The sequence below is a fragment of the Thermophilibacter provencensis genome (assembly GCF_900128445.1).
GTDB classification, from domain to species: domain Bacteria; phylum Actinomycetota; class Coriobacteriia; order Coriobacteriales; family Atopobiaceae; genus Thermophilibacter; species Thermophilibacter provencensis.
The window spans coordinates 364,929-387,719 of sequence record NZ_LT671417.1 but is presented as its reverse complement, the minus strand read 5'-3'; the positions used below and the strand labels follow the sequence as shown (position 1 = coordinate 387,719).

Genomic DNA, 22,791 nt, shown 5'->3' with positions numbered 1-22,791 from the left:
AAAACCCCAGTTGGCGTTAAGCGAAGGAGGGGCGAAGGAGGCCCGGGGCGCGAAAAGTGCTTCGCACTATCCCCCTGACTGCATGCTGGCGCCCGGTTTTTTCACACTATCCGCCTGATTGCACTGGAGGATGGGCCGCGCGCCTGCCGTCACATCCCCATGGCCTGCATCGCGAACATCACGACGGTGAGGATGGCCACGGCGACGATGGTGAACCACGTGAGCGCGTTCCAGACGCGGCCGTTCGCATATCGGCCCATCACGTGGCGGTCGCTCGCGATGAGCACCATGAAGACGAGGAGGACGGGTAGCAGGACGCCGTTTATGACCTGCGCCACCATCATGATTCCGAAGAGGTTGACGTCGGGCAGCACGACCACGACGGCGGAGATGGCGATGACCGCCGTGATGATTCCCCGGTAGGCGGGCGCCTCCGACCAGCTGCGGTCCGCGCCGCGTTCCCAGCCGAAGGCCTCGCAGATGGCGCTTGAGGTGATGCCGGGCAGGACGCAGGCCGCGAGGAGCGAGGCGCCGGCAAGACCCGCGCCGAAGAGCGCCTCCGCGTAGCTGCCGACGAGCGGCGCGAGCGCCGACGCGGCGTCCTCCGCGCCGTTCACGACGACTCCGGCCGGGTTCAGCACGGCCCCCGTCGTAAGGATGATGAACCACGAGATGGCGCTTGCCACCACGGCCCCCGTCACGGTGTCGATGCGCTGGTAGGGCAGGTCGGCCGCCCGCGCATTCTTCTCGACCACGTTGCTCTGGGCGAGGAAGAGCATCCAGGGCGCGATGGTGGTGCCGACGTTCGCGACCAGCAGCGAGAGGTACTGCGGGGAGGCCGTGACGTGTGGGACCACGGTGTGGAGCAGGGCGTCGCCCCAGTCGGGCCCCACCATAACGCCGGCGATGACGTAGGTCACGAAAACGCACGCGATGGCGAGGAGGACCTTCTCGATGCGCCGATACGAGCCGCTCATCGTGAGCAGCCAGATGGCAAGCGCCGCCACCGGCACGGATACGATCGGGGGAACGCCGAAGAGGGCGAGCGCCGAAGCGATGCCCGCGAACTCGGAGAGCGTGACGGTGGTGTTTGAGATGAGGAGGGCGAGCATGGCCACGACGGAGAGGCGCACGCCGAACTGCTCGCGGATGAGCGAGGCGAAGCCCTTGCCCGTGACGCAGCCCATGCGCGCGGACGTCTCCTGCGCCACGATGAGCAGAAAGCACATCACCGGAACAGTCCAGAGCTGGTTGAAGCCGAAGAGCGCGCCGGCGTTGGAGTACGTGGCAACGCCGCCCGCGTCCGCGCCGGCGAGGGCGGCCACCATGCCGGGGCCCATCGCCGCCAGGATGCGTCGCGGCTCGAGCGGCGAAGAGGGGGCGTCTCCTTTCATCATCGCACCAGCCCCAGGGGTCCGGCGAGCGCCAGCACGGCGGCTAGGAACACCACCACGGCAACCAGCATGGAGACGAGGGAGAGCGTAAAGCCGGAGGTCTCCTTGTTGGCCTCGTCACGTCGGCGAAGGACGGCCAGGTAGATGGGCGTGGTCGCAAACGAGACGAACGTGGAGACGGCCGCGGCCACGCCCCCCGCGGAGAGCGCGGGGCCGAGCCGCTCGACCGAGGAGGGCACGGCGGGGGAGGCGATGACGCTCTCGAGCCCGAGGACGATGAGCACCACGAGCGCGCCGAGCGCGACGCCGAGGCCCAATCCCTTGAACGCAAAGCCGAGCGCGGAGGGCGCGTCCTCGTCATCGGGGTCGTTCTCGAGGAAAAAGTTGGTGACGTAGCTCACGGAGTCGTCCGCGAGCACGAGCGCGACGGCGAGCGGGATGGTGGCGGCAAGCGTCTCGCCAAGGCCGAGCCGCGTCCCCGCGACGAGGGCGAGCGCCACGACGCCGACGGCCCACAGGACCACCCACACGTTGCGGCGCACGAGCCAGATGAGCGTGCTCGCGTGCCCGGAGTCCTCGCCATCCGCGGAGCCGCCGGCAACGCGCAGGTCCTCGGCGTGCTCCTCCTCCAGGACGTCGAGCGCGTCATCCACGGTGACGATACCCAGAAGGCGCCCCTCATCGTTCACGACGGGCATGGCCAGCAGGTTGTACTTGGCGATGTCCTCGGCGACGTCCTCCTGGTCGTCCTCGGGGCTCGCCGTGATGAGGTCCTCGGTCGCGAGCTCGGAGAGTCTCGTCTCGGGGTCGGCCACGATGAGGCCGGGAAGCGTCACCACGCCGGCGAGCTTGCCGTCCTCGTCGGTGAGGTAGACGTAGCGCACGGACTCGAAGTCCTCGTCCAGCCCGCGCAGCATCTCCACGGCATCGGCCACGGTGGCGTCGTCGGGCACAGTGGCGACCTCGGAGGTCATGATGCGGCCTGCCGTGTTCTCGCGGTATCCCAGCAGCTGGCGGATGGCGCGCTGCTCCTGCACGCCCATGAGGCGCAGAAGCTTCTCGGCCTTGTCGTAGTCGAGCTCGGAGACAAGCTCGGCGGCGTCGTCCGGGTCCATCTCGGCCAGCATGCGCGAGGCGTCGGTCTCGTTGAGCGAGCCCATGAGCTCGGCGGCCATGGCATCGTCGTCGAACTCTGCCATGGCGTCGGCGCGCTGCTCATCGTCAAGCTGCGCGAAGACCTGGCCTCGCAGGCGCGGGTCCAGCCGCTCGATGATATCGGCGATGTCGGCGGGGTGCATGTCGTCGAGCGTCTTGTGGCTCACGGAGAGCTTGACGTTGGAGAGGTCGCGCTCCACGAGGTCCATGTAGTTCCATGCGATGATTCTCTCGGGCATGGGGTGGCCGAAGGTCCGCGCCAGGCGCAGCGCCACGCTTTCGAGCGCGGGGTGGAGGCTGCGCAGGAGGCCGCGGGCGCCCACCTCGGCGCCGAGCAGGCGCAGCTGGGTGGAGCTCGTGTCCGAGAGCTTGAGGTCGTTCACGCGGACGACGCGCATACCGTGCGTGTCCACGATCTGCTTGTTCAGGATATCGCGGGCGAGAAGGACCTCGTCCGGCTGGAGGTACGAGAAGCGCAGGTCTGTGGCTATGACCTTGAGGTTGACCTCGTTCTCGTCATAGCGCTCGACGTACTTGCGCCAGGAGATCATGATCGGCGTGCGCCCGGGGCCCATGAAGGCAAGGCTCGTGACCCGGGGGAAAACCTCGCCGGTGGCGATGCCGAGGTCGGAAACCGTGCCGATCTTCTCGCCGTCGGCATCCAGAACGGGGTTGCCCAGTAGCTGGGACAGGTAGATCATCTGCGCTCCTTCGCTTGCGTCACTCGACGCGCCACGGGAGCGCGCCGCAGGTCATCGACTGTGAGGTCGAGGTTTCATGCGGACCCTTCTCTTAGGGGATTTTCCAACCGTCATTGTAGCCCATGCCGTGTCGTGGAGGGTCGTTAGAATAGGACGGGAGCCGCGAGGCTCGTCGATCTGAGGAGGGCGCGTGGGCAAGAGGGGTCGCAGGGTCGTGAGGGTGGTCGCGTGCGCGGGCGCCGTGATGGCGGTCGGCGCGCTCGTGGCGGCCAACGTGGCCATGGCGCTTCTTGGTGACACGGTCGACTCCTTCTTGGGCACTGACGTTGTGAACGTCGAGCCCGAGGAGCGCGATGCAACGATGGAGAAGGGCCGCGCGCTCGCAGAGCGCGTGGAGGCCGAGGGCATCGTCTTGCTGCGCAACGAGGATGGGGCGCTGCCCCTTCCCGCAGACGTGACGCAGGTCAACGTCTTTGGCTGGGCGTCCACGCAGTGGGTGGCGAGCGGTTCTGGCTCCGGCCAGGTGGCCGGTGAGACGATGGGGCTTCTCGACGCGCTCGAGGAGCGGGGCGTTGCGTACAACACGCAGCTCACAGACATGTACCGCGGCTTCCACGGCGAGCGCGCCTATCGCTCCGCGGGCGCCCTCAACAGTCACGACACCGAGTTCTGCCGCCTCTACGAGCCGAGCGTCCGAGACAGGACGTGCTACTCCGAGGACCTTCTCACCGCTGCGGAGAAGTACTCGGACACGGCGATCGTGGTTATCGGCCGCGTCTCCGGGGAGTCCATCGACTGCCCGAGCGCTCAGTATAAGGTGAGCGGCCGCGACGGCGAGGTGGACGTCGACGTCACGCGCGGCTACCTCGAGCTCTCGCGCGAGGAGGAGGACCTGCTGCGCTATGTGGGCGCGACCTATGAGCGCGTGGTTGTGCTGATCAACTCCACCAACACGATGGAGCTCGGCGAGCTCGAGACCATCCCGGGGATAGACGCCGCCCTCATCGTGGGAACCACGGGCGAGGTGGGCGCGCGGGCCGTGGTCGGCGCCCTCTGGGGTGACGTCAATCCCTCCGGCCGCACGGTGGACACCTATGCCTACGCCTTCGAGACGGCCGCAAGCTGGGCCAACTCGGGCGCCATGGGCGAGGGGACATATACCAACGGCACGGGGCTCTACCCGGCCGACGGCACGCTCAACGCCAACGTGGGCGTGACCGAGACCTACGACGGCGTGCGCTTCGTGGACTACGTCGAGGGCATCTACGTGGGATACCGCTGGTACGAGACGGCTGACGCCGAGGGCTTCTGGGACGGCGTGGAGAACGAGCACGGCACGGGCTACGATGCCGTGGTCCAGTACCCGTTTGGCTACGGTCTCAGCTACACGTCCTTCTCGTGGCAGGTCACGGCGCGGACGCCCGGCCAGGGCATGCGCGTAGGCCGCGAGACGAACGTCTCCGTCACCGTGCGCGTCACCAACACCGGGGAGGTTGCCGGGCGCGACGTGGTACAGCTCTACTGCACGCCCCCGTACGAGCCCGGCGGCGTCGAGAAGGCCTCGACGGTGCTCGTGGCCTTTGTCAAGACGCGCCTTTTGCAGCCGGGGGAGAGCCAGGACGTGACGCTCTCCTTCGCCCTCGACGACGTCGCCTCTTACGACTGCTACGACGCCAACGGCAACGGCTTCGCGGGCTACGAGCTCGAGCAGGGGGAGTATGTGGTCGAGCTCAAGCGCAACGCGCACGAGCTTGCGGACTGCGACTACGCGCGGACGACCTACTACCTTCCCTCCGACGTGCTCTGCGAGCGCGACCTCCAGACGGGCGCCACCGTGACCAACCGCTTCACCGGCGAGTCCGCCGAGGACGGCGTCTCCATTGACGGCTCGGACTCCGACGCCGGCATCACCTACCTCACGCGCGCGGACTTCGCGGGGACGTTTCCGCGCCAGGGGAGCGCGAACCGCGCCATGACGGACAACGTCATGGCCCTCAACCTCTACGGCGAGGACCGCGTGGAGGCGGACGCGCGTCGCTACGAAAGCGAGCTCGCCACGCCGCTCGACCAGCCGCTCGCCTCGGCCGCGGGCGACTACTGGCAGCTCACGGAAGACGGCGAGCTCACGCAGATGGGGCGCGAGCTGGGCCTGGACTATGACGACCCGCGCTGGGAGCTCCTGCTCGACCACGTCTCATTGGCAGACATGGAGCGGCTCGTGCTCCACGGGTACCTGGCGACGGGGAGCATCGACGGGATCGGCAAGCCGCGCACCAAGGAGGTGGACGGCCCTGCGCAGGTGGGCTCGTTCAACCAGCTGAGCTATGGCGTGGGCTACCCCGGCCCGACGGTGCTCGCGCAGACGTGGAACGCCGGGCTTGTGCGCGAGTACGGCGCGCAAGTGGGTCTGGAGTGCGCGATGATCGGCGTGGACGGCTGGTACGCTCCATGCGCCAACGTTCACCGCACGCCCGTGGGCGGCCGCAACTATGAGTACTACGCCGAGGACCCGCTGCTGTGCGGCACCATGGCCGCCGAGGTGGTCGCGGGTGCGCGCGATGCGGGCACGTATGCCTTCCTCAAGCACTTTGCCGTCAACAACCAGGACTCCTACCGAGACTCGCTCTATACGTGGCTCACGGAGCAGGCACTGCGCGAAATCTACCTCGCGCCGTTCCAGCGTGCCGTCGAGCGCGGGACGACGGGCCTCATGACCTCGTACAACCGCATCGGCGCCACGTGGGCGGGCGGCAGCCGCGCCCTCCTCACGAGCGTGCTGCGCGGCGAGTGGGGCTTCGAGGGCGCCGTCATCACGGACTACGCCGACCATCAGACGTACATGAACGCGGACGAGATGCTGCGTGCCGGCGGCGACCTCTACATGGACGGCGTCTTCCGCAACGGTGCCTTTGCATACGGCTTCACGCAGGACGAGCTTCTGGCCGCGGAGGGCACGCCCGAGGAGCCTCGCGCCGTGAGCTACCTCACCAACCTGCGGCGCGCCACCAAAAACGTGCTCTACACGTGGCTCAACGCCCGAGCCACCAACCTGGCCTATAACGAGGCCGCGGCGAGCGTGGGCGAGCCGGGCATCGAGCGGCCGGTCAAGACGCAGGGCTTCAACTACGTGGGGACCGCCCTTGCGATTGCCGACGCCGTGGCGGGCGTGGGTGTAATCGCGTGGGTGCACCGCGCCCTTGCTCGCCGCCGCGGGCGCTCCTGACAAACCTGACAAAGGTGTCGGGGCAAACTGTCATGAAAGGCTCATGACAGTATGCCCCGACACCTTTGTCAGGATGCCCCTTGTCCCTGTCAGGTCGTGAGAGAATGTCTCCGTGGCCGCCCTGTCGGAAGGACCCGCATGTCAGATCTGCCCTCGCACCGGCTTGACCCGCGCATGCTGCGGGTGTGGTACATCTCCAGCCTCGTTGGCATTGTGGCGGTGGCGGCCTTGGCCGTTGTGGCCTGGCTCATCGTGCGCCACCTGGGCGGTGACGTCTTCTGGGTCTACCTCGTCGCGGGCGTCATCGAGGCCATCTGCGTGGGCGACATGCTTGTCTCGCCGCGCGTCGAGTACGCCACCTGGCGCTACGACGTCACGCCCACCGACGTCGACCTCTACAGCGGCGTCTTCACCAAGAAGCGCACGCTCGTGCCGCTCGTGCGCGTCCAGCACGTGCAGACCAAGCAGGGCCCCATCCTGCGTGCGCACGGCCTGGCCAGCGTGACCGTCTCCACCGCCGGGGAGAGCTTCGAGATTCCCGGCCTCGCAGAGGACGATGCCAACAGGCTGCGCGACCGCGTGGCCGAGCTCGCACGCCTTGCCAAGGAGGACGTGTGAGCGCCGGCGAGAAGGGCGGAAGGGCCGAGAAGAACGCGCGGCTCGAGAAGGGCGCGCAGTTTGAGAAGAGCGCGCAGCCCGAGACGCCCGCGCAGCCCGAGACGCCCGCGCAGCCCGAGACGCGCGACGGACGCCCCGCGCGGCCCCGCGTCCATCGGCCAGATCGAGCGGGACCTCGAGCGCCTCGCCGTTCCCGAGCGCTCGCTCTTTGAGCGCGAGGCGGACGCCGACGGCGCCGCCCTGTCGTCGGCGGCGCATCGCGCCAACCCGCTCTCCGTGCTGACGGAGGCGATCAAGGCGGCATCGGGCCTCGTGGCGCTTCTCGCCGCGGCGCGAATGGGCAGCATTCTCTCCGGCGACGCGGCCGCGCTCGTGCAGACGGTCATCGCGGCCGCGCTCATCTTCGCGGCATGCCTCGGGCTTTGCTACGCCATCTGGCGCTCGCGGACGTGGGAGCTCACCCCCGATGGGCTCGTCGTGCGCTGGGGTCTTGTCAACCGCCGCCAGCTCACCGTGCCCTATGAGCACATCCACACCGTGACCATGAGCTCGGAGCTGCTCGAGCGCCTGCTCGGCCTCATGACGCTGAATCTGGACACGGGCGCCGCGGCGGCCGAGGATGACGCCTCCAAGCTGCGCGGCCTTCGCGCGGGCGAGGCCGAGGCGCTGCGCGCGGAGCTCTTCCGCCGCAAGCGCGCCGCCGAGGGGCGGCCGGGCGAGCGGGATGCTGTCGATGCGCCGGGGGACGTCTCCGCGCCCGGCCCCGAGGAGCGCCCGCTTGCTGTCTTCACGCTCGAGGGCCGTGCCCTGATGCTCGCCGCGGCTTCGCAGATGAGCGCCGGCAGCCAGGCCCTCGCGCTTGTGATTCTCCTGGCCAACGGGGCAAACCAGCTGATCGAGTGGGGCATGCTCGACATCGTGGGCAGAGGCGAGGAGCTCGTGGCCGGCATCGCGCCGGTGATCGTGCCCGTGGTGCTGGCGTTTCTCGCCGTCGCGCTCCTGCTGGGGGCGGCCGTGTCCTTTGTGCTCAACCTCGTGCGCTACGCGGGCTATCGTGTGGAGCGCTATGCCGACCGCGTGGTCGTGGAGCACGGGCTGCTGTCGCGCTCGTCGCGCACCCTGGTGACGGAGCGCGTCCAGTACGTGAGTGTTCGGCAGGGGGTCATTCGCCAGCTCATCGGCTATGCGGAGGTTCGCGCCGTCGTGGTGGCCGGCGTTGGCGAGGAGGGCGGCGAGCCTGCGGGTGAGGTCGTCATCCACCCGTTTCTGCGCATGAGCGAGCTCGACGGGTTTCTCGCCGAGGTGCTGCCGGGCTACGCGGGCATGCTCGGCAGCGTTGAGCTGGGGCGCCTTGGTAGCGTGGCCCTGCGGCGGGCGGTGACGCGCGCCGTGATCTGGTGGCCGTTCGCCGCCGGGCTGGCGGGGCTCGGGCTGTGGCTCTTCGGGCTCTCGGGCCTTGCCGAGCATGCGGCGTGGCTCATGTCGCCGCTCGTCGTGGCGGCGGCCATCCTGAGCGTCGTGCTGCTCGCGGGGCTGGTGGCCGACGCCCTTCTCGCCTGGCGCTCCGCGCGCTACGGCCATGCCGCCCGCGCGCTCGTGCTCATCTCCGGCGGCCTCACGCGGCGCAGCGTCGTGGTGCCGCGCGCCCACCTGCAGCATCTCTCCCTCTCGGCCAACCCGTTCCAGCGGCGCGCGGGCGTGGCGAGCCTCAGGGTCCGGACGGCCTCCTCCTGCACCGATGGCCTCGGGCTGCGCGACCTTCCCGCCGACGTTGCCGATGCGCTTCTCGCGTGGTTCCGTCCGAACCGTGCTGCTTAGACTTTTGGGCTCGTTGCGGGCCGCCTGCGCCCGCGCGTTAGAAAACCGGGGTCGTTGCGCGGCGCGCGCGGAGATGACGCCTCCACGCCCCGCAACGACCCCAAAAGGTTAAGCACCCCAAACCGCGCTGAGACCTGGCAAGGGCGACCTGACAAGGGTGACGGGGAAACTGTCATGAACTTTCATGACAGTTTCCCCTGTCACCCTTGTCAGGTCGCGGGGAAGATCGCGTTCACGTGGAAGCGGCCGCCCTCGGCAAGGACGGTGAGCGTGCCGCCGTAGCGCTCCACCGTGAGGCGCATGGAGCGCACGCCAAAGCCGTGGCTCACGCGGTCCTCCTTGGTGGTGACGGGCAGGCCGTCGCGCATCGTCACGTCGTCGGGGCAGGGGTTCTCAACGTGAACGGAGACCACGCCGACCACGCGGCGCACCACGAGCGAGATGCTGCTGCGCTGCGGGTCCCCAAGCCGCGCGACCCCCTCGATTGCATTGTCGAGCGCGTTGCCAAAGAAGGCGTAGATGTCCGCGGCGCTCATGAAGTCCAGCGCGGAGCCGTCGGCGATGCACGAGAGCGTGACACCCGCGCGCCGGCACGCGAGGCTCTTCTCGGTGAGGATGGTGTCCAGCGCCTCGTTGCCGGTGCGGACCGTGGAGTCGTAGACGTCCACCTCGCGCGCGATGTCGCCGAGCATGGCGGGGTCAACCGCGGCGCCGCCCCCGGCGAGCTGGCGGATCTGGTGGCGGATGTCGTGGCACTTGACGTTGATGGCCTCGATGTTCTCTCGGCTGCGCTCGTACTGGCGCTCGCGCTCGGCGAGCACGTGCTCCGTTGCGGCGCGCTCTACCTCGAGGCGGCGGCTCACCAGGAGCTCGTACTCAAGCGCGTAGGTGAGCACGCAGGTGAGGCCGTGGAAGCCCCGCAGCGCCGCCACGTAGGGCAGCGCGAGCCCGCCGTCCGCGAGGTCCTTGATTACCAGGTCAAACCCGATGACGCCCAGCATCACCGCCACCATCACAAAGAGCAGCAGCCGGTTTGTGATGCCCTCGAGCCCCTCGCGGTTGATGTGGCGCGCAAACACGCGGTAGAACGGCACGTAGACCACGGCGATGCAGGCGGAGTTGAGCGCAAAGCGGACCAGGTGCCCGCGCAGCGTGGGGTCGGCCGTCTCGGCCACGCCGCAGGCAAGCCACACGAGCTCGGTAAGCCCGGAGGCAAAGTTCTGCAGGACGTAGCCTGCCGTGCAGCAGAAGAGCGCGGTCCAGGGCGTGGCGTGGAAGAGCCACAGCACCACGGCCACCGCGGCGGCAAGGATCGTCGAGAAGGCCAGCAGCTGACCGGGATAAGCGACGGGCTCCGCGCCCGGGGAGGGCACCGCGGAGAGCGACGGCACCGCAGCCACGGAGGCGCCCACTACGAGCACGCCGGCGAGAAGCGCCGTGCGCGCCCAGAAGCCGTCGCGCCGCTCAAGGCGCAGGGCAAACATGCCGATCCCGGCCCCCAGGCTCACAACCGTCACTAGGAAGGAGAGCGCGTAGGCGAGAAGCTCGACCGGCCCGGCCGCGCCCGGCGCCGAGGCCGCTGCCGTCACAAGGGCCGATCCGGCCGACAGGGCCTCCATCAGAAGCTCCTCCCCACGTAGTTGGCCAGCGTCTCGAGGGCGCGCTTGCGCTGCGAGCGGCTGTAGAAGAGCTCGACGCCTCCCGTCACGGTCACGGACTCGCGGCCGATGCGCTCCACGCGCGCCATGTTGACGAGGCAGCCGGAGGATATGCGCAGGAAGGACTGCGGGTCGAGCCTCTGCTCCGCCGCGCGCAGGCTCCCGCGCTCGCGCAGCTCGGTGCCGTCGGCAAGGTGGTAGCGCACATCGTGCTTGACGAGGTCGACGTGCGTGACGTCGCCCTGTGAGACCACGCGCACCCCGTCCTCGGTGGGCAGCGCCAGGGCGCGCGCCGCGTTTCTCGCCACCACGCGCATCGCGCGGTCCATGCGCATGGCAAAGTCGCCGTACTCCACGGGCTTGACCACAAAGTCGACGGCGTCGACGGCATACCCCCGCACGGCGTACTGGGCGAGGTTCGTCACAAAGACGAGCGGCGTCTCGGTGTCGTAGCCGCGCAGGATCTCCGCCGCCTCCATGCCGTTGATGCCGGGCATGTCGATGTCCATGAAGACGAGGTCGGCCACGTGCCGGGAGTTGACGAGCTCGAGCGCGGAGGGCAGGGCGTCTATCGAGAAGGACAGGTTCTTCTCGCCCGCGTATCTCTGCAGGTAGCCGCGCAGGAGGTCGGCCTCGGCCGGCGTGTCCTCCACGATGAGCATCCGGTACATGCGTCCCCCAACCTGACAAAGGTGACCGGGTCGTTTGTCATGACCCGCCGCCCTCCGAATATGTCATGCCCCGCGACCGATTCTGTCACACATCCCCTCCGGGGCGGGGCTGAACGTAAGCTGAGCGTCAGGATAGGATGCGGGCGGCATGCCGGCCGCCCGCCAGGGGAAGGGAGAAGAACGTGGCAAAGCAGATCAGCACCGCTCGCAAGGTGGGAAGGGTGGTGAAGTCCGTCGTCAAGGTCGCGGTGGCCGTCGTGTTCGTGGCGTTGCTCGCGGTGAACAACTTCGTGCTCCCGGGGCTCTACAGCGGCTTCAGCCGCATGGTTGACTCCATGCTTGGCTACGAGCAGTCGTGGGACAACGGCGGCGTTGATGCGAGCGGCCTTGACCTCGACTACAACAAGGCCGACTACGCCAGCGTCGACGAGCTCAAGGCGGCCGCCGGGGAGCTTGACAAGCAGATTGCCGCGGAGGGCTACGTGCTCCTCCAGAACGAGGGCGAGAGCCTGCCGCTGGCCGAGGGCACCACGCTCAGCTTCTTCAGCGAGTCGGTCAAGAACCTCACGAGCAGCCAGAGCATGGTCAGCCAGCTCACCGGCGGCGGCAAGGTGGACAACTCCACCTTCCTGAGCACCTTTGCGGCCCACGGCCTCACGGTGAACGAGGAGCTGCTCGACTTCTACACCTCGGGCGAGGGCGCCGCCTACACGATGGGCTCGGGCTCCATCAGCTTTGGCGACGACGAGGACTTCTCCATCAACGAGTGCCCGCTCTCCGTGATGGAGGAGTCCGGCGTGCTTGCTAGCGCCGAGGGCACCACGCCGGTCTTCGTGCTGCGCCGCGTGGCCGGCGAGGGCCGTGACATGCCGCGCTCCATGTACCGTCACGCGGACAACCCCGAGGACCAGGCGCGCACCTACCTGGAGCCGGACTCCACGGAGCTCGAGATCCTGCAGTACCTGAACGACAACTTCGACAACACCGTGCTCATTGTCAACACGGCGTCTGCGCTGGACCTCGACTTCCTCGAGCAGTTCCCCAACATCAAGTCCGTGCTCTTTGTGCCGTCCACGGGCACCTATGGCCTGGACTCGCTGGCGGGTATCCTCGCGGGCGACATCAACCCGTCCGCCCGCACCGCGGACACCTTCTCCGGCGAGCCGCTCAAGAGCCCGGCCGCCCAGAACTTTGGCGACTACCAGTACGTGGACGAGAGCGGCGAGCTCACCAAGTACAACTACGTCACGTACGCCGAGGGCATCTACGTGGGCTACAAGTACTACGAGACCCGCTACGAGGACGTCGTGATGGGGACCGGCAACGCCGGCGACTTCTCCTACGCGGACGAGGTCACGCACCCGTTTGGCTTTGGCCTCTCCTACACCACCTTCGAGTGGTCCGACTTCCAGACCAGCTGGGACGGCGACACGTGCACCGCGCGCGTGACGGTGACCAATACCGGCGACGTGGCCGGCAAGGACGTGGTGGAGCTCTACGCGCAGAGCCCCTACACGGACTACGACCGCGCCAACGGCGTGGAGAAGGCCGCCGTGGAGCTGGTGGGCCTGGGCAAGACCGGGCTCCTCGAGCCGGGCGAGTCCCAGACCGTGGAGATCTCCTTCAGCGAGGAGCAGCTCAAGGCCTACGACGCCAACGGCGCCGGGACCTACATCCTGGACGCGGGCACCTACTACGTGACCGCCGGGCGCGAAGCGCACGACGCGGTGAACAACGTGCTCGCCGCCAAGGGCTACACCACGGCCGACGGCATGGACGCCGAGGGCAACGCCGCGATGACGGCCACCTACGTGCCCGACAACGCGGACGTGGACGCCACGACCTACGCCGCCGACTCCTACACAGGCGAGAAGGTCGAGAACCTCTTTGAGGAGGCCGCCGGCGACGCCACGTACCTCACGCGCGCCGACTGGACGGGCACCTGGCCCGCGCACGACGGCACCCCGCTCGAGGGCACCGTCTCCACCTGGGGCAACGAGATCAACGGCGAGCTTGACGGCCAGCCGGCTTCGCTCCTCTACGTGAAGGAGGCGTCCGACGAGCTGGTGGCCCAGCTCGACTCCACCGAGTCCGGTAACCCCGTGAACCCGGCGAGCATCACCGACGAGCCGGTCTATGGCGCGGACAACGGCCTCACGCTGATCGACCTGCGCGGCAAGGACTACGACGACCCCCTGTGGGACGACCTGCTCGACCAGCTGACGCCCGAGGACTACGACCTCACCATCGCCCGCGGCGGCTACGGCACCGAGGCGCTGGAGAGCGTGGGCAAGCCGTTTGCCATCGACGCCGACACCGCCTCCGGCCTCATCTACGGCGGCAACGGCCTCACCTTCTGCACGCCCGTCACCGTGACGCAGACCTGGAACCAGGAGATCTACCTCGACTACGGCGAGATGATCGGCAACGACGCCGCGATGGGCACGACCAACGGCTGGTACGCCCCCTCGATGAACATCCACCGCACGCCCTTCACCGGCCGCAACGGCGAGTACTACTCCGAGGACGGGTTCCTCTCCGGCGTGATCGGCTCGCTCGAGGTCAAGGGCGCCGCCTCCAAGGGCGTCTACGCCATGATCAAGCACTTTGCCCTCAACGACCAGGAGAACCACCGCGGCGACCGCGAGGGCCAGTTCTCCATTGCCACCTGGGCCAACGAGCAGTCCATCCGCGAGATCTACCTCGAGCCCTTCGAGATGTGCATGAAGGTGGGCGACGTCGACCTCAACTACCTCGAGGACAACGGCGACGGAACCTACTCCAATGCCACGAAGCAGGTTCGCGCCTGTCGGGGCGTCATGACCGGCTTCAACCGCATTGGCGCCACGTGGACGGGCGGCTCGTACGCCCTGCTTACCGAGCTCGTCCGCGACGAGTGGGGCTTTGACGGCTTCATCATCACAGACAACGCCAACACCGGCGTCTTCATGGATGCCTACCAGATGATCGAGGCCGGCGGTGACTCCAAGCTCACCTATCAGGACCAGACGAGTCGGTGGACGTACGACGAGAATAACGCGGCTCAGTATCACTACGGTCGCGAGGCGATCCACCACCTGCTCTATACCGTGGCCAACTCCAACGCCATGGACGGCGCCATGCCCGGCAGCGTCTACAAGCCTGGCATGCAGAAGGTCGAGGCGCTCATGCTCGGCGTCAACGTTGTGGCCGTGGCGGGCCTCGCCCTCATTGGCTTCACCGGATGGCGCAACCACGTGAAGCGTAAGGCCGAGCGCGAATCCTGACAAAGGTGACAGGGTCAACTGTCAGGTTTTGGGCGCCGGTCCGCACTGCGGGCCGGCGCCCATGGCGTGCGAAGGGGGCGTGCAAAGGGGACAGGCACTTTTGCACGGGCATGCGTGCAAAAGTGCCTGTCCCCTTTGCACGCCCTCGCGCGGCTTACACGACTAGCGGGATCATCACGTCGAGGCGGAACACGCCGTCCTCGCAGCCCACGGTGAGCGTGCCGCCGTAGCGCTCGGCGATGGCGCGCATGGAGCGGGTGCCAAAGCCGTGGTTGGCGCGGTCGCCCTTGGTCGTCTCGGGCAGGCCGTCCGCCGTGAAGCGCGGCGCGATGGCAACGTAGTTCTCCACGTGCACGGTCGCCACGCCCACGACGGCGCGCACGGAGAGCGTGATTGAGCGTCGGGCCGGGTCATCGATCGCGCCTGCCGCCTCGATGGCGTTGTCGAGCGCGTTGCCAAAGAGCGCATAGAGGTCCGCGGGCGCCATTCGCCCGAGCGCCGAGCCGTCCGCCGTGCACGTGAGCGTTATCCCGCGCTGCTCGCAGACGAGGCCCTTCTCGGTGAGGATGGTGTCCAGGGCCTCGTTCCCCGTCTGCACGGCCGAGTCATAGACGCTGACCTCGCGCTCGATGTCGCTGAGCACACCGGCGTCGACGGAGGGACCGCTCTCGGCGAGCGTGCGAATCTGATGCTTGATGTCGTGACATTTGATATTGATGGCCTCGATGTTCTCCCGGCTCATGCGGTACTGGCGCTCGCGCTCGGCAAGCAGGTGCTCGGCGGCGGCCATGTCCTGTTCGAGGTGGCGGCGGTAGAGCAGAACGTACTCCATGGAGAGCGTGAAGACGCATGCGAGCGCGTGAAAGACTCGCAGCACCACGACGAACCCCAGGCCGAGGCCCTGCTCAAAGAGCAGCTTGATTGTGAGGTCAAACCCGATGACCACAAGGGACACCACCGCCATCATGGCGAGCATCGAGCGGTCCTCAACCTGCGCGAGCCCCTCGCTGCTGATCTTGCGACCCACGAGCAGGTGGCACGGCACAAAGACCGCCACGGCGGTGAGCGCCCACGTGACTAGGGCGACCATGGGGTCGCGCGGGTCCACGCCAACAAGCGGGAGCAGCGCAAAGACCAGCTCGCCGGTTCCCGAGGCGAGGTTCTGCACGGTATAGCCGGCCGTGGAGCAGAAGAGCGCCACCCACACGCTTGCCTCGAAGAGCGCATACACGCTCGCCGTGCAGGCGAGAAGAACCATCGAGAAGAGCGTGAGCTGCAGAAACGCTGAGCCAACGGGCCCGGGGTCGGGCACGGTGAGGCCGGCGGCCACGAATGCCGCCGCGCCTGCCAGCCAGAGGCACGATATGGCCGCGACGCGCCGGGCAAAGCCCTCCCGCCGCGGCAGCTGCCAGGAGAAGAGCGCGATGCCCACCGCCATTCTCGCCGAGAGGGCGAGGATGCTGACGAAGTCGTAGGGGAGCCTGGCAAGGGTCAGCGCCGTCGTGCCCATCAGAGGCTCCCGCCCACGTAGCGGGTGAGCGTCTCAAGGACCTCACGTCGGCGACGCCGGGATATGACGATCTCGGTCCCGTCGCTCATGACGATTGACCCCGGGCGGATGAGGGCGAGCTGCCCCATGTTGATGAGGTGGCTTGCCGAGACGCGGCAGAACCGCTCGGCTCCGAGCTCTTCGGCGACCCTCGTGAGCGTTCCGCGAGCGTGGAGCGGCTGTGCGGAGCCCGTGACGTGCCAGTAGAGGTCATGACGGAAGATCTCCACGTAGACAACGTCCTTCTCGGCGATGACGCGCAGGCCCTCGTCCGTGGCGACGCTCACCGTCCCGCCCGCGTTGCGATCCATGACGCGCATCGCGCGGCCCATGCGCAGGGCAAAGTCCTCGTAGGTCACGGGCTTGACCATGAAGTCGAGCGCGTCGACCTGGTAGCCGCGCACCGCGTACTGGGCGAGGTCGGTCACAAAGATCAGCGGCGTCAGCTCGTCGGTCTGGCGCATGACCTCGGCGGCCTCCATGCCGCTCACGCCCGGAAGGCCGATGTCCATGAAGACGACGTCGGCGGGGCGTGTGCCCTCAAGGAACTCGAGTGCGGACGGGAGGATCTCCACCGAGAAGGACGTGCCGCGCTCGGCGGCATAGCGCTCGAGGTGGGCGCGCAGCGTCTCTGCTGCCTGCGGGTCGTCCTCCACGATGAGTGCGCGGTACATGCGACCTCCCTCTCGCACGGCTGACGCCCTCAGTCTAGCGGTTGCGGAGGGTTTCGAGCGAGCCGAGGATCCCGCGGCTGATGTGCAGCTGCGTGCGGTACCAGAGGTCGTCCTTCCTCCAGTGCATCGCGCGGTTCATGTAGAACGCTCCGTAGAGGTCGCGCTGGAAGAGCAGCTCCGCCTCCTCGCGGCGCAATCCTCCCGCGAGCATGTAGAGGGGCACCGAGCTGTCGTGCTCGATGAGGTAGATGCGGTGGATAACGTGCTCGGCGAGCGCCATGTCCGTGAGCATCGGCAGGTACTTCTCGTCATTTGCCAAGCGCTGGCAGGTGGGCAGCAGGCTCTCGTGGTCGCGCAGCTCGTCAGGACTTCTCAGCGCCGCCACCGCCTCCAGCCGCTCGAGCAGCGCAAGGCCCGCGCTCTCGCCGCGCACGTTGTTCGCCACGTCAAAGGCGTCGTCCACGAGCAGGTCAACCACGTCCATGATTCCGCCGAAGTGCCGGTAGAACGTGGCACGCGTGACGTTGGCGCGGCGACAGAGCTCTGCCACGGTTATGTCGTTGAAGCCCTTCTCGCCAAGCAGCCCAAGAAGGGCGTCCTTGAGCGCCTCGCGCGTGAAGCGCGCCCGACGATCGTCCTGTTTTGCCATGGCCCCTCCCTCGTGAGGCAAGTCTGCCATCCCCGAGATGAGACACCTTCCGCAAATCCGTCAACAAACGGACGGCGTCGGCAAAGGTGTCCGACTGGGCCCTCCGACGGAGACGTAGCCTCTTCCTAGAGGGATTGCAGTCTCGTTATGAGAAGAACGGAGGAGAGCAGTCATGCTAGAGATCGATCTTGAGGACGTCTACGCGGTCCTCGCTCTGTGCGTGCCATATCTCGTGGTCATCGGCGTCGCCCTCGTGGCGATGGTGGTGGCCATGGTCGTGGCGCGCAGGCAGCCCAAGCCCAAGAGGTTCCTCGTGCGCGCCCAGGCGGCCATCGCGTGCGTGCTCGTGGTTGCCGCGTTGGTGACGGCGATGTGCTTCGGCCCCCTGGCCACGCTCATCGGCCTGGCAACGAGCCCGGCGCTCACGGTCTCCGAGGAGACCACGGAGGAGGCCCAGGCCCTCACCGAGGAGATTACGGGCGAGGGGTTTGTCCTGCTTGAGAACGATGGCGCCACGCTGCCGCTGGCGTCGGGCGCGAAGGTCAACCTCTTTGGCTACGCCTCCGAGAACCCCGTCTACTCCGGTGTGGGCTCCGGCGGCATCAATGACCTCTACGAGAAGGTCTCCATCAAGGACAGCCTCGTCAATGCCGGAATCGAGTACAACGAGGAGCTGAGCCAGTTCTACGCGGACTTTGGCGCGGTGCCCGAGGTGAGCGAGCTCTCCCAGAGCTGGGACCTGCCGCAGCCCACCGTCGAGGCGTACTCGGACGATCTTCTCGCCAACGCGCGCTCGTACTCCGACACCGCCGTCATCGTGATCTCCCGCCTGGCGGGCGAGGGCCACAACGACATGCCTGTCGACATGACGGCCGTCCCCTACGACAACAACTCCGACGAGTATGCGGACTTTGAGGCCGGCGACCACTTCCTGCGCCTCTCCCAGACCGAGAAGAACATGGTCGAGATGGTCTGCGAGAACTTCGACAAGGTCATCGTGGTCTACAACGGCTCCAACCCGATGGAGCTCGGCTGGGTCGAGGACTACGACCAGATTGGTGCCGTCATCTGGGCCGCCGGTCCCGGCAACACCGGCTTCAACGCGCTCGGGCGGATCCTTACCGGCGAGGTCAACCCCTCCGGCCGCACGCCCGACACCTTTGTCTACGACATCACCGAGACACCCTACTGGAACAACGCCGTCAAGGCCGACTACACCAACATGGAGGACATGGGCGTCGAGGGCATGAACAACGGCGTGCCCCAGATGTACTACCCGGCCTATATCAACTACGCGGAGAGCATCTACGTGGGCTACAAGTACTATGAGACGGCCTACGCCGAGGCCCAGGCTGGTCGCATGGACTTTGACTACGACACCACCGTCCAGTACCCGTTTGGCCACGGCCTCTCCTACACCACCTTCGAGCAGTCCATGAGCGACCTGACGGTCGACGGTGACACCGTGCGCTTTGACGTTACCGTGACCAACACCGGCGACGTGGCCGGCAAGGACGTGGTCGAGGTCTACTACAACCCGCCCTACATTGACGGAGGCATCGAGAAGGCCGCCGCAAACCTCGCCGCGTACGAGAAGACCAAGCTTCTGGAGCCGGGCGACTCCCAGACGATCAGCTTCGAGCTTGACGTCGAGGACATGGCGTCCTTCGACGTGGACGGCCGCGGCTGCTACGTGCTCGATGCGGGGGAGTACGAGGTCTCCATCCGCGCGAACAGCCATGACGTGCTGGACAGCCGGTCCTTCTCGCTTGCCGAGACGGAGGCCTTCGACGGGTCCAACCCGCGCGAAGACGACGCGACCGCTGCCGAGGCGCGCTTCGAGGACATTGCCGGCGACGTGACGTACCTCTCCCGCGCGGGCGGCTTTGCGAACTACGACGAGGCGTGCGCCCCCGCCGCCAGCACCGAGATGACGGACGAGCAGCGCGCCGAGTATCACCTCAACTCAAACTTTGACTACACCACGTACCTGGACCCCACGGCGGAGATGCCCGCGACCGGCGAGAAGAACGGCCTTACCCTGGCCGACCTGCGCGACGCCGACTACGACGATCCGCGCTGGGACCAGCTCCTCGACCAGATGACCGTGGACGAGATGGTGGAGCTCATCTCCATGTCCGGCTACCAGACGCCCGCCGTGGACTCCGTTGGCAAGGTTCAGACCATCGATGCCGACGGCCCCACCGCCATCAACCAGAACTTCACCGGCGAGGGCTCCATCGGCCTGCCCATTCCCGTGGTGCTTGCCTCGACGTGGAGCCCTGACTTGCAGTATCGCTACGGCGAGATAATGGGCCAGATGTGCCGCGAGATGGGCATCGAGGGCTGGTACGCCCCCGGCGTGAACATCCACCGCTCCGCCTTCGGCGCGCGCAACTATGAGTTCTACTCCGAGGATGGCACCATGTCCGGCCTCATTGCAGTCCACGCCGTGAGCGGTGCCAAGTCCAAGGGCGTCTACGCCTACGTCAAGCACTTCGCCCTTTACGACGGCAACGCCAAGATGGTCTGCGTCTGGGCCGACGAGCAGGCCATGCGCGAGGTCTACCTGCGCGCCTTCGAGATTCCCGTGAAGGATGCCGGCGCTAATGCCGTCATGGTGTCCTGGAACTTCCTCGGCACCAGGTGGGCGGGCGAGGACTCCGAGCTCATGAACGGCGTCCTGCGCGACGAGTGGGGCTTCCGAGGCATGGCGCTCACGGACTTCTTCCGCAACAACGGCCACGGCTTCATGAACGCGGATGCGGCGCTCGCCAACGGCGTGGACGCGATGCTCTCCACCTACGGCGGCGGCCCCAACGTGCCCGCTGACGTGACCGATGCCTCTACGGTGGCCTACATGCGCCAGGCGAGCAAGAACATCATGTACACGGTGGTCTCGAGCTGGGCGTACGAGGACGGTGCGGCCGAGACGGGCCTGGCCGGGTGGCAGATCGGCGCCATCGTGGCGGATGTCGTGGTCGCTGCGGTGCTCGTCGGCTGTGAGGTCGCCGTGCTGCGCAGCTACCGCAGGCGACTTGCGGCCTAACTCCTCCAGACGCGGTCGCTGCTGATAGTGGGCCCGCAGCCTTCCCTCTGGGCTGCGGGCCCGTTCGGTCGCGTGCCACTGGCGTCAGGCGTGCAAAAGTGCCTGTCCCCTTTGCACGCCTGACGCCCACGGCGTGGGGCGAGAAGAACCTGTGGGGCGAGGTCTGGCGTCCGGCGGCCCGGGTATACTGGGAGGTCAGTATCCAGCCATCGGAGGTCGCATGGAATCGCTGTACACCAAGTACCGTCCGCAGACGTTTGAGCAGGTCGTGGGCCAGGGCCATGTGGTCGAGACCCTCAAGCGCGCCGTGCTCGAGGGGCGCACGAGCCACGCGTACCTCTTCTGCGGCCCGCGCGGCACCGGCAAGACCACGATGGCGCGCATCCTCGCCAAGGCCCTCATGTGCGAGCGCGGCCCGGCGGCCCTGCCCGACGGCACCTGCGAGCAGTGCCAGCTCATCGCGTCCGGCGAGCACCCTGACGTCATCGAGCTCGACGCCGCGTCCCGCACGGGCGTGGACAACGTCCGCGAGGAGATCATCTCCCACGTGAGCTATGCCCCCACGCGCGGGCGCTGCAAGGTCTATATCATCGACGAGGTCCACATGCTGACCACGGCGGCGTTCAACGCGCTGCTCAAGACGCTCGAGGAGCCCCCCGAGCACGTGGTCTTCATCATGTGCACCACCGACCCCCAGAAGATCCTGGCCACCATCCTCTCCCGCGTGCAGCGCTTTGACTTCCACGCCATCGGCAACGAGGAGATGCAGGCGCACCTGGCGTTCGTCTGCGGCCAGGAGGGCTTTGCCTATGACGAGCGCGCGCTCGAGCTCATCGTTCGCCATGCGCGCGGCGGCATGCGCGACGCGCTCACCACGCTCGAGCAGCTCTCCGTCTTCGGCGCGGGGGAGATCAGCCTCGCCGCCGCGTCCGACTTCCTCGGCGAGGTCTCGGGCTCTGTGCTGGGGCAGGTGTCCCGCGCGATGGCCCACCGAGACGTGGCGGTGCTCTTCTCCGAGGTGGCCTCGCTCGCAGAGGCGGGGCGCGACCTCCTGCAGTTCACGCGCGAGCTCGCCGCGCACGTCCGCGACGTCTACGTGGTCTCGGTGGTGCCGAGCGCCGACGACGTGGTGGAAGCGCGCGGGGAGGAGCTGGACTCCCTGCGTGGCGAGGCCGCCGCGTTTGGCGCGCCCGACCGCCTCTCGCGGGTTCTGACCATCCTGGGCGAGGCGTCAAGCGAGATGCGTACCGCCCCCAACCAGCGGCTCGTTCTGGAGATTGCCTTCACGAGGATTGCCCGCCCAGACTCAGACCTCACGCTTGAGTCCCTGGCCGAGCGCGTGGCCGACCTCGAGCGCCAGGTGGCGATCCTCGCCACCCCGCACGGCGAGAAGAACCTCGATCCGCGATCCGCCGCCCCGGCCACCCCTCAACCCGCGGCGCCGTCACACCCCCAACCCCAGACGGAAGCCGTCCCGGAGCCGATCGCCGAGAGGAGCAGCGCGCCTGTGGCCGCCCCGGCGCCCGAGCGGCCGACGACCTCCCGACCTGCGGAGGCTCCTGCTGTTCCGGCAGCCCCCGCCGCGAGCCGACCCGCCCCTCCCGCCGCGACTCACGAAGTGAGCGAGGCGCCAGCCGAGCGTGGAGCGAGCGGAAGGGGCGGGTCGGCTCGCGGCGGGGGCGTCACGAACGGCAACCTCCAGCGGCTCTGGAAGCAGGTCGTCGACCAGCTCGTGGCGCAGGTGCCGGCCAAGGGCTCGCTGCTCCTCTCCTCTACTGCGGTTTCCGACGACGGCGAGAAGCTCATGGTGTCGCTGCCAAAGGGGTCGCACTTCGCGGCAAGGATGCTCGAGCGCGCGGACGTCCGCGAGAGCGTGGACCCGGTGATTGCCGCCACGTTTGGCCCGCGCCAGGTGGTGTACGTGGAGTCGAGCCTCGCCAGTCAGGCGATCTCCCGCTCTGAGCGCCCGGCACCCGTGCCGGGCCACAGGCCTCAGCCTGCTCCGCAGCCTGCGCCAGCGCCGACGCCGGTGTCTCCCGCTCCGAGCGCCCCGGCCCCCGAGCCTATGACACCGGCACCGGAAACCGCCGCCCCGGACTACCCCATGCCCTGGGACGCCCCGACCTCGGCGCCCGCGGGCGACGTCGGGGCCGTCGGCGGGGGCGCGGAGCTCACGCCCGAGTTCGCGGACATCGCCTCCATGCTGGCGGAGGCGTTCGGGCAGCCGCTCGAGGTGAGCGTGGAGCCGGCGGTGACGACCTCCGACGAGGACGCCGCGGCCGAGCTCGCCTATGATGGTGACCCCGTCTCGGGGGATGGCTTCACGGCCGAGCCCGAGGAGGACGGGGACGAGGACGACGACTGAT

At 67.9% G+C, this 22,791-nt stretch carries 13 protein-coding genes; 6 read left to right on the top strand and 7 right to left on the bottom strand.

What is annotated here, in order from left to right:
• Window positions 1–149: 149 nt before the first annotated feature.
• Both BQ7391_RS01695 and BQ7391_RS01690 read right to left on the bottom strand, forming a co-directional pair.
• Window positions 150–1,397 carry an Nramp family divalent metal transporter gene (locus BQ7391_RS01695; protein WP_075279025.1) on the bottom strand — a complete coding sequence of 416 codons (1,248 nt, stop codon included), beginning with the start codon at window positions 1,395–1,397 and terminating at the stop codon, window positions 150–152.
• Window positions 1,394–3,250, bottom strand: a complete 1,857-nt coding sequence (locus BQ7391_RS01690; protein WP_075279024.1) for a magnesium transporter — start codon at window positions 3,248–3,250, stop codon at window positions 1,394–1,396. Before BQ7391_RS01690 ends, BQ7391_RS01695 begins: the two co-directional genes overlap by 4 nt.
• 190 nt (window positions 3,251–3,440) lie before the next feature.
• On the opposite strand from BQ7391_RS01690, the gene BQ7391_RS01685 reads away from it, so the two are divergent.
• From BQ7391_RS01685 to BQ7391_RS01675, 3 genes are all read left to right on the top strand, one after another.
• Window positions 3,441–6,473, top strand: coding sequence for a glycoside hydrolase family 3 protein (locus BQ7391_RS01685; RefSeq protein WP_075279023.1), 3,033 nt, complete (start codon window positions 3,441–3,443; stop codon window positions 6,471–6,473).
• A gap of 138 nt (window positions 6,474–6,611) precedes the next feature.
• The gene (locus tag BQ7391_RS01680; RefSeq protein WP_075279022.1) at window positions 6,612–7,091 is read left to right on the top strand and encodes a PH domain-containing protein; all 480 of its coding nucleotides are present in this window, start codon (window positions 6,612–6,614) and stop codon (window positions 7,089–7,091) included.
• A 60-nt stretch (window positions 7,092–7,151) separates the two neighbouring features.
• A complete protein-coding gene (locus tag BQ7391_RS01675; RefSeq protein ID WP_075279021.1) occupies window positions 7,152–8,909 on the top strand; it encodes a PH domain-containing protein in 1,758 nt (585 codons plus the stop codon).
• A 209-nt stretch (window positions 8,910–9,118) separates the two neighbouring features.
• On the opposite strand, the gene BQ7391_RS01670 is transcribed toward BQ7391_RS01675, so the two are convergent.
• Both BQ7391_RS01670 and BQ7391_RS01665 read right to left on the bottom strand, forming a co-directional pair.
• Window positions 9,119–10,528: an ATP-binding protein gene (locus BQ7391_RS01670; RefSeq protein WP_075279020.1), complete on the bottom strand. Its 1,410-nt coding sequence runs from the start codon at window positions 10,526–10,528 to the stop codon at window positions 9,119–9,121.
• Window positions 10,528–11,238, bottom strand: coding sequence for a LytR/AlgR family response regulator transcription factor (locus BQ7391_RS01665; RefSeq protein WP_075279019.1), 711 nt, complete (start codon window positions 11,236–11,238; stop codon window positions 10,528–10,530). Before BQ7391_RS01665 ends, BQ7391_RS01670 begins: the two co-directional genes overlap by 1 nt.
• A 182-nt stretch (window positions 11,239–11,420) precedes the next feature.
• Here BQ7391_RS01665 and BQ7391_RS01660 point away from each other — a divergent pair, with 182 nt between their 5' ends.
• A complete protein-coding gene (locus BQ7391_RS01660) occupies window positions 11,421–14,504 on the top strand; it encodes a glycoside hydrolase family 3 N-terminal domain-containing protein (RefSeq protein ID WP_200799561.1) in 3,084 nt (1,027 codons plus the stop codon).
• A 154-nt stretch (window positions 14,505–14,658) separates the two neighbouring features.
• Here the strand turns inward: BQ7391_RS01660 and BQ7391_RS01655 are convergent, their stop codons facing one another.
• The 3 genes from BQ7391_RS01655 to BQ7391_RS01645 are packed head-to-tail and all read right to left on the bottom strand — an operon-like array spanning window position 14,659 to window position 17,376.
• Window positions 14,659–16,014 (bottom strand): ATP-binding protein, encoded by a 1,356-nt coding sequence (locus tag BQ7391_RS01655; protein ID WP_075279018.1) that lies wholly within the window; start codon window positions 16,012–16,014, stop codon window positions 14,659–14,661.
• Window positions 16,014–16,727 (bottom strand): LytR/AlgR family response regulator transcription factor, encoded by a 714-nt coding sequence (locus BQ7391_RS01650; RefSeq protein ID WP_075279017.1) that lies wholly within the window; start codon window positions 16,725–16,727, stop codon window positions 16,014–16,016. The genes BQ7391_RS01655 and BQ7391_RS01650 overlap by 1 nt, the downstream gene beginning before the upstream one ends.
• Window positions 16,728–16,761: 34 nt before the next feature.
• Entirely contained in the window at window positions 16,762–17,376 is a 615-nt protein-coding gene (locus BQ7391_RS01645) for a TetR/AcrR family transcriptional regulator (RefSeq protein WP_075279016.1), read from the bottom strand.
• A 172-nt stretch (window positions 17,377–17,548) separates the two neighbouring features.
• On the opposite strand from BQ7391_RS01645, the gene BQ7391_RS01640 reads away from it, so the two are divergent.
• Together BQ7391_RS01640 and dnaX are read left to right on the top strand one after the other, a co-directional pair.
• The gene (locus BQ7391_RS01640; RefSeq protein WP_075279015.1) at window positions 17,549–20,425 is read left to right on the top strand and encodes a glycoside hydrolase family 3 C-terminal domain-containing protein; all 2,877 of its coding nucleotides are present in this window, start codon (window positions 17,549–17,551) and stop codon (window positions 20,423–20,425) included.
• Window positions 20,426–20,645: 220 nt separating this feature from the next.
• Window positions 20,646–22,790, top strand: coding sequence for a DNA polymerase III subunit gamma/tau (gene dnaX / locus BQ7391_RS01635; protein ID WP_075279014.1), 2,145 nt, complete (start codon window positions 20,646–20,648; stop codon window positions 22,788–22,790).
• Window position 22,791: the final 1 nt, after the last annotated feature.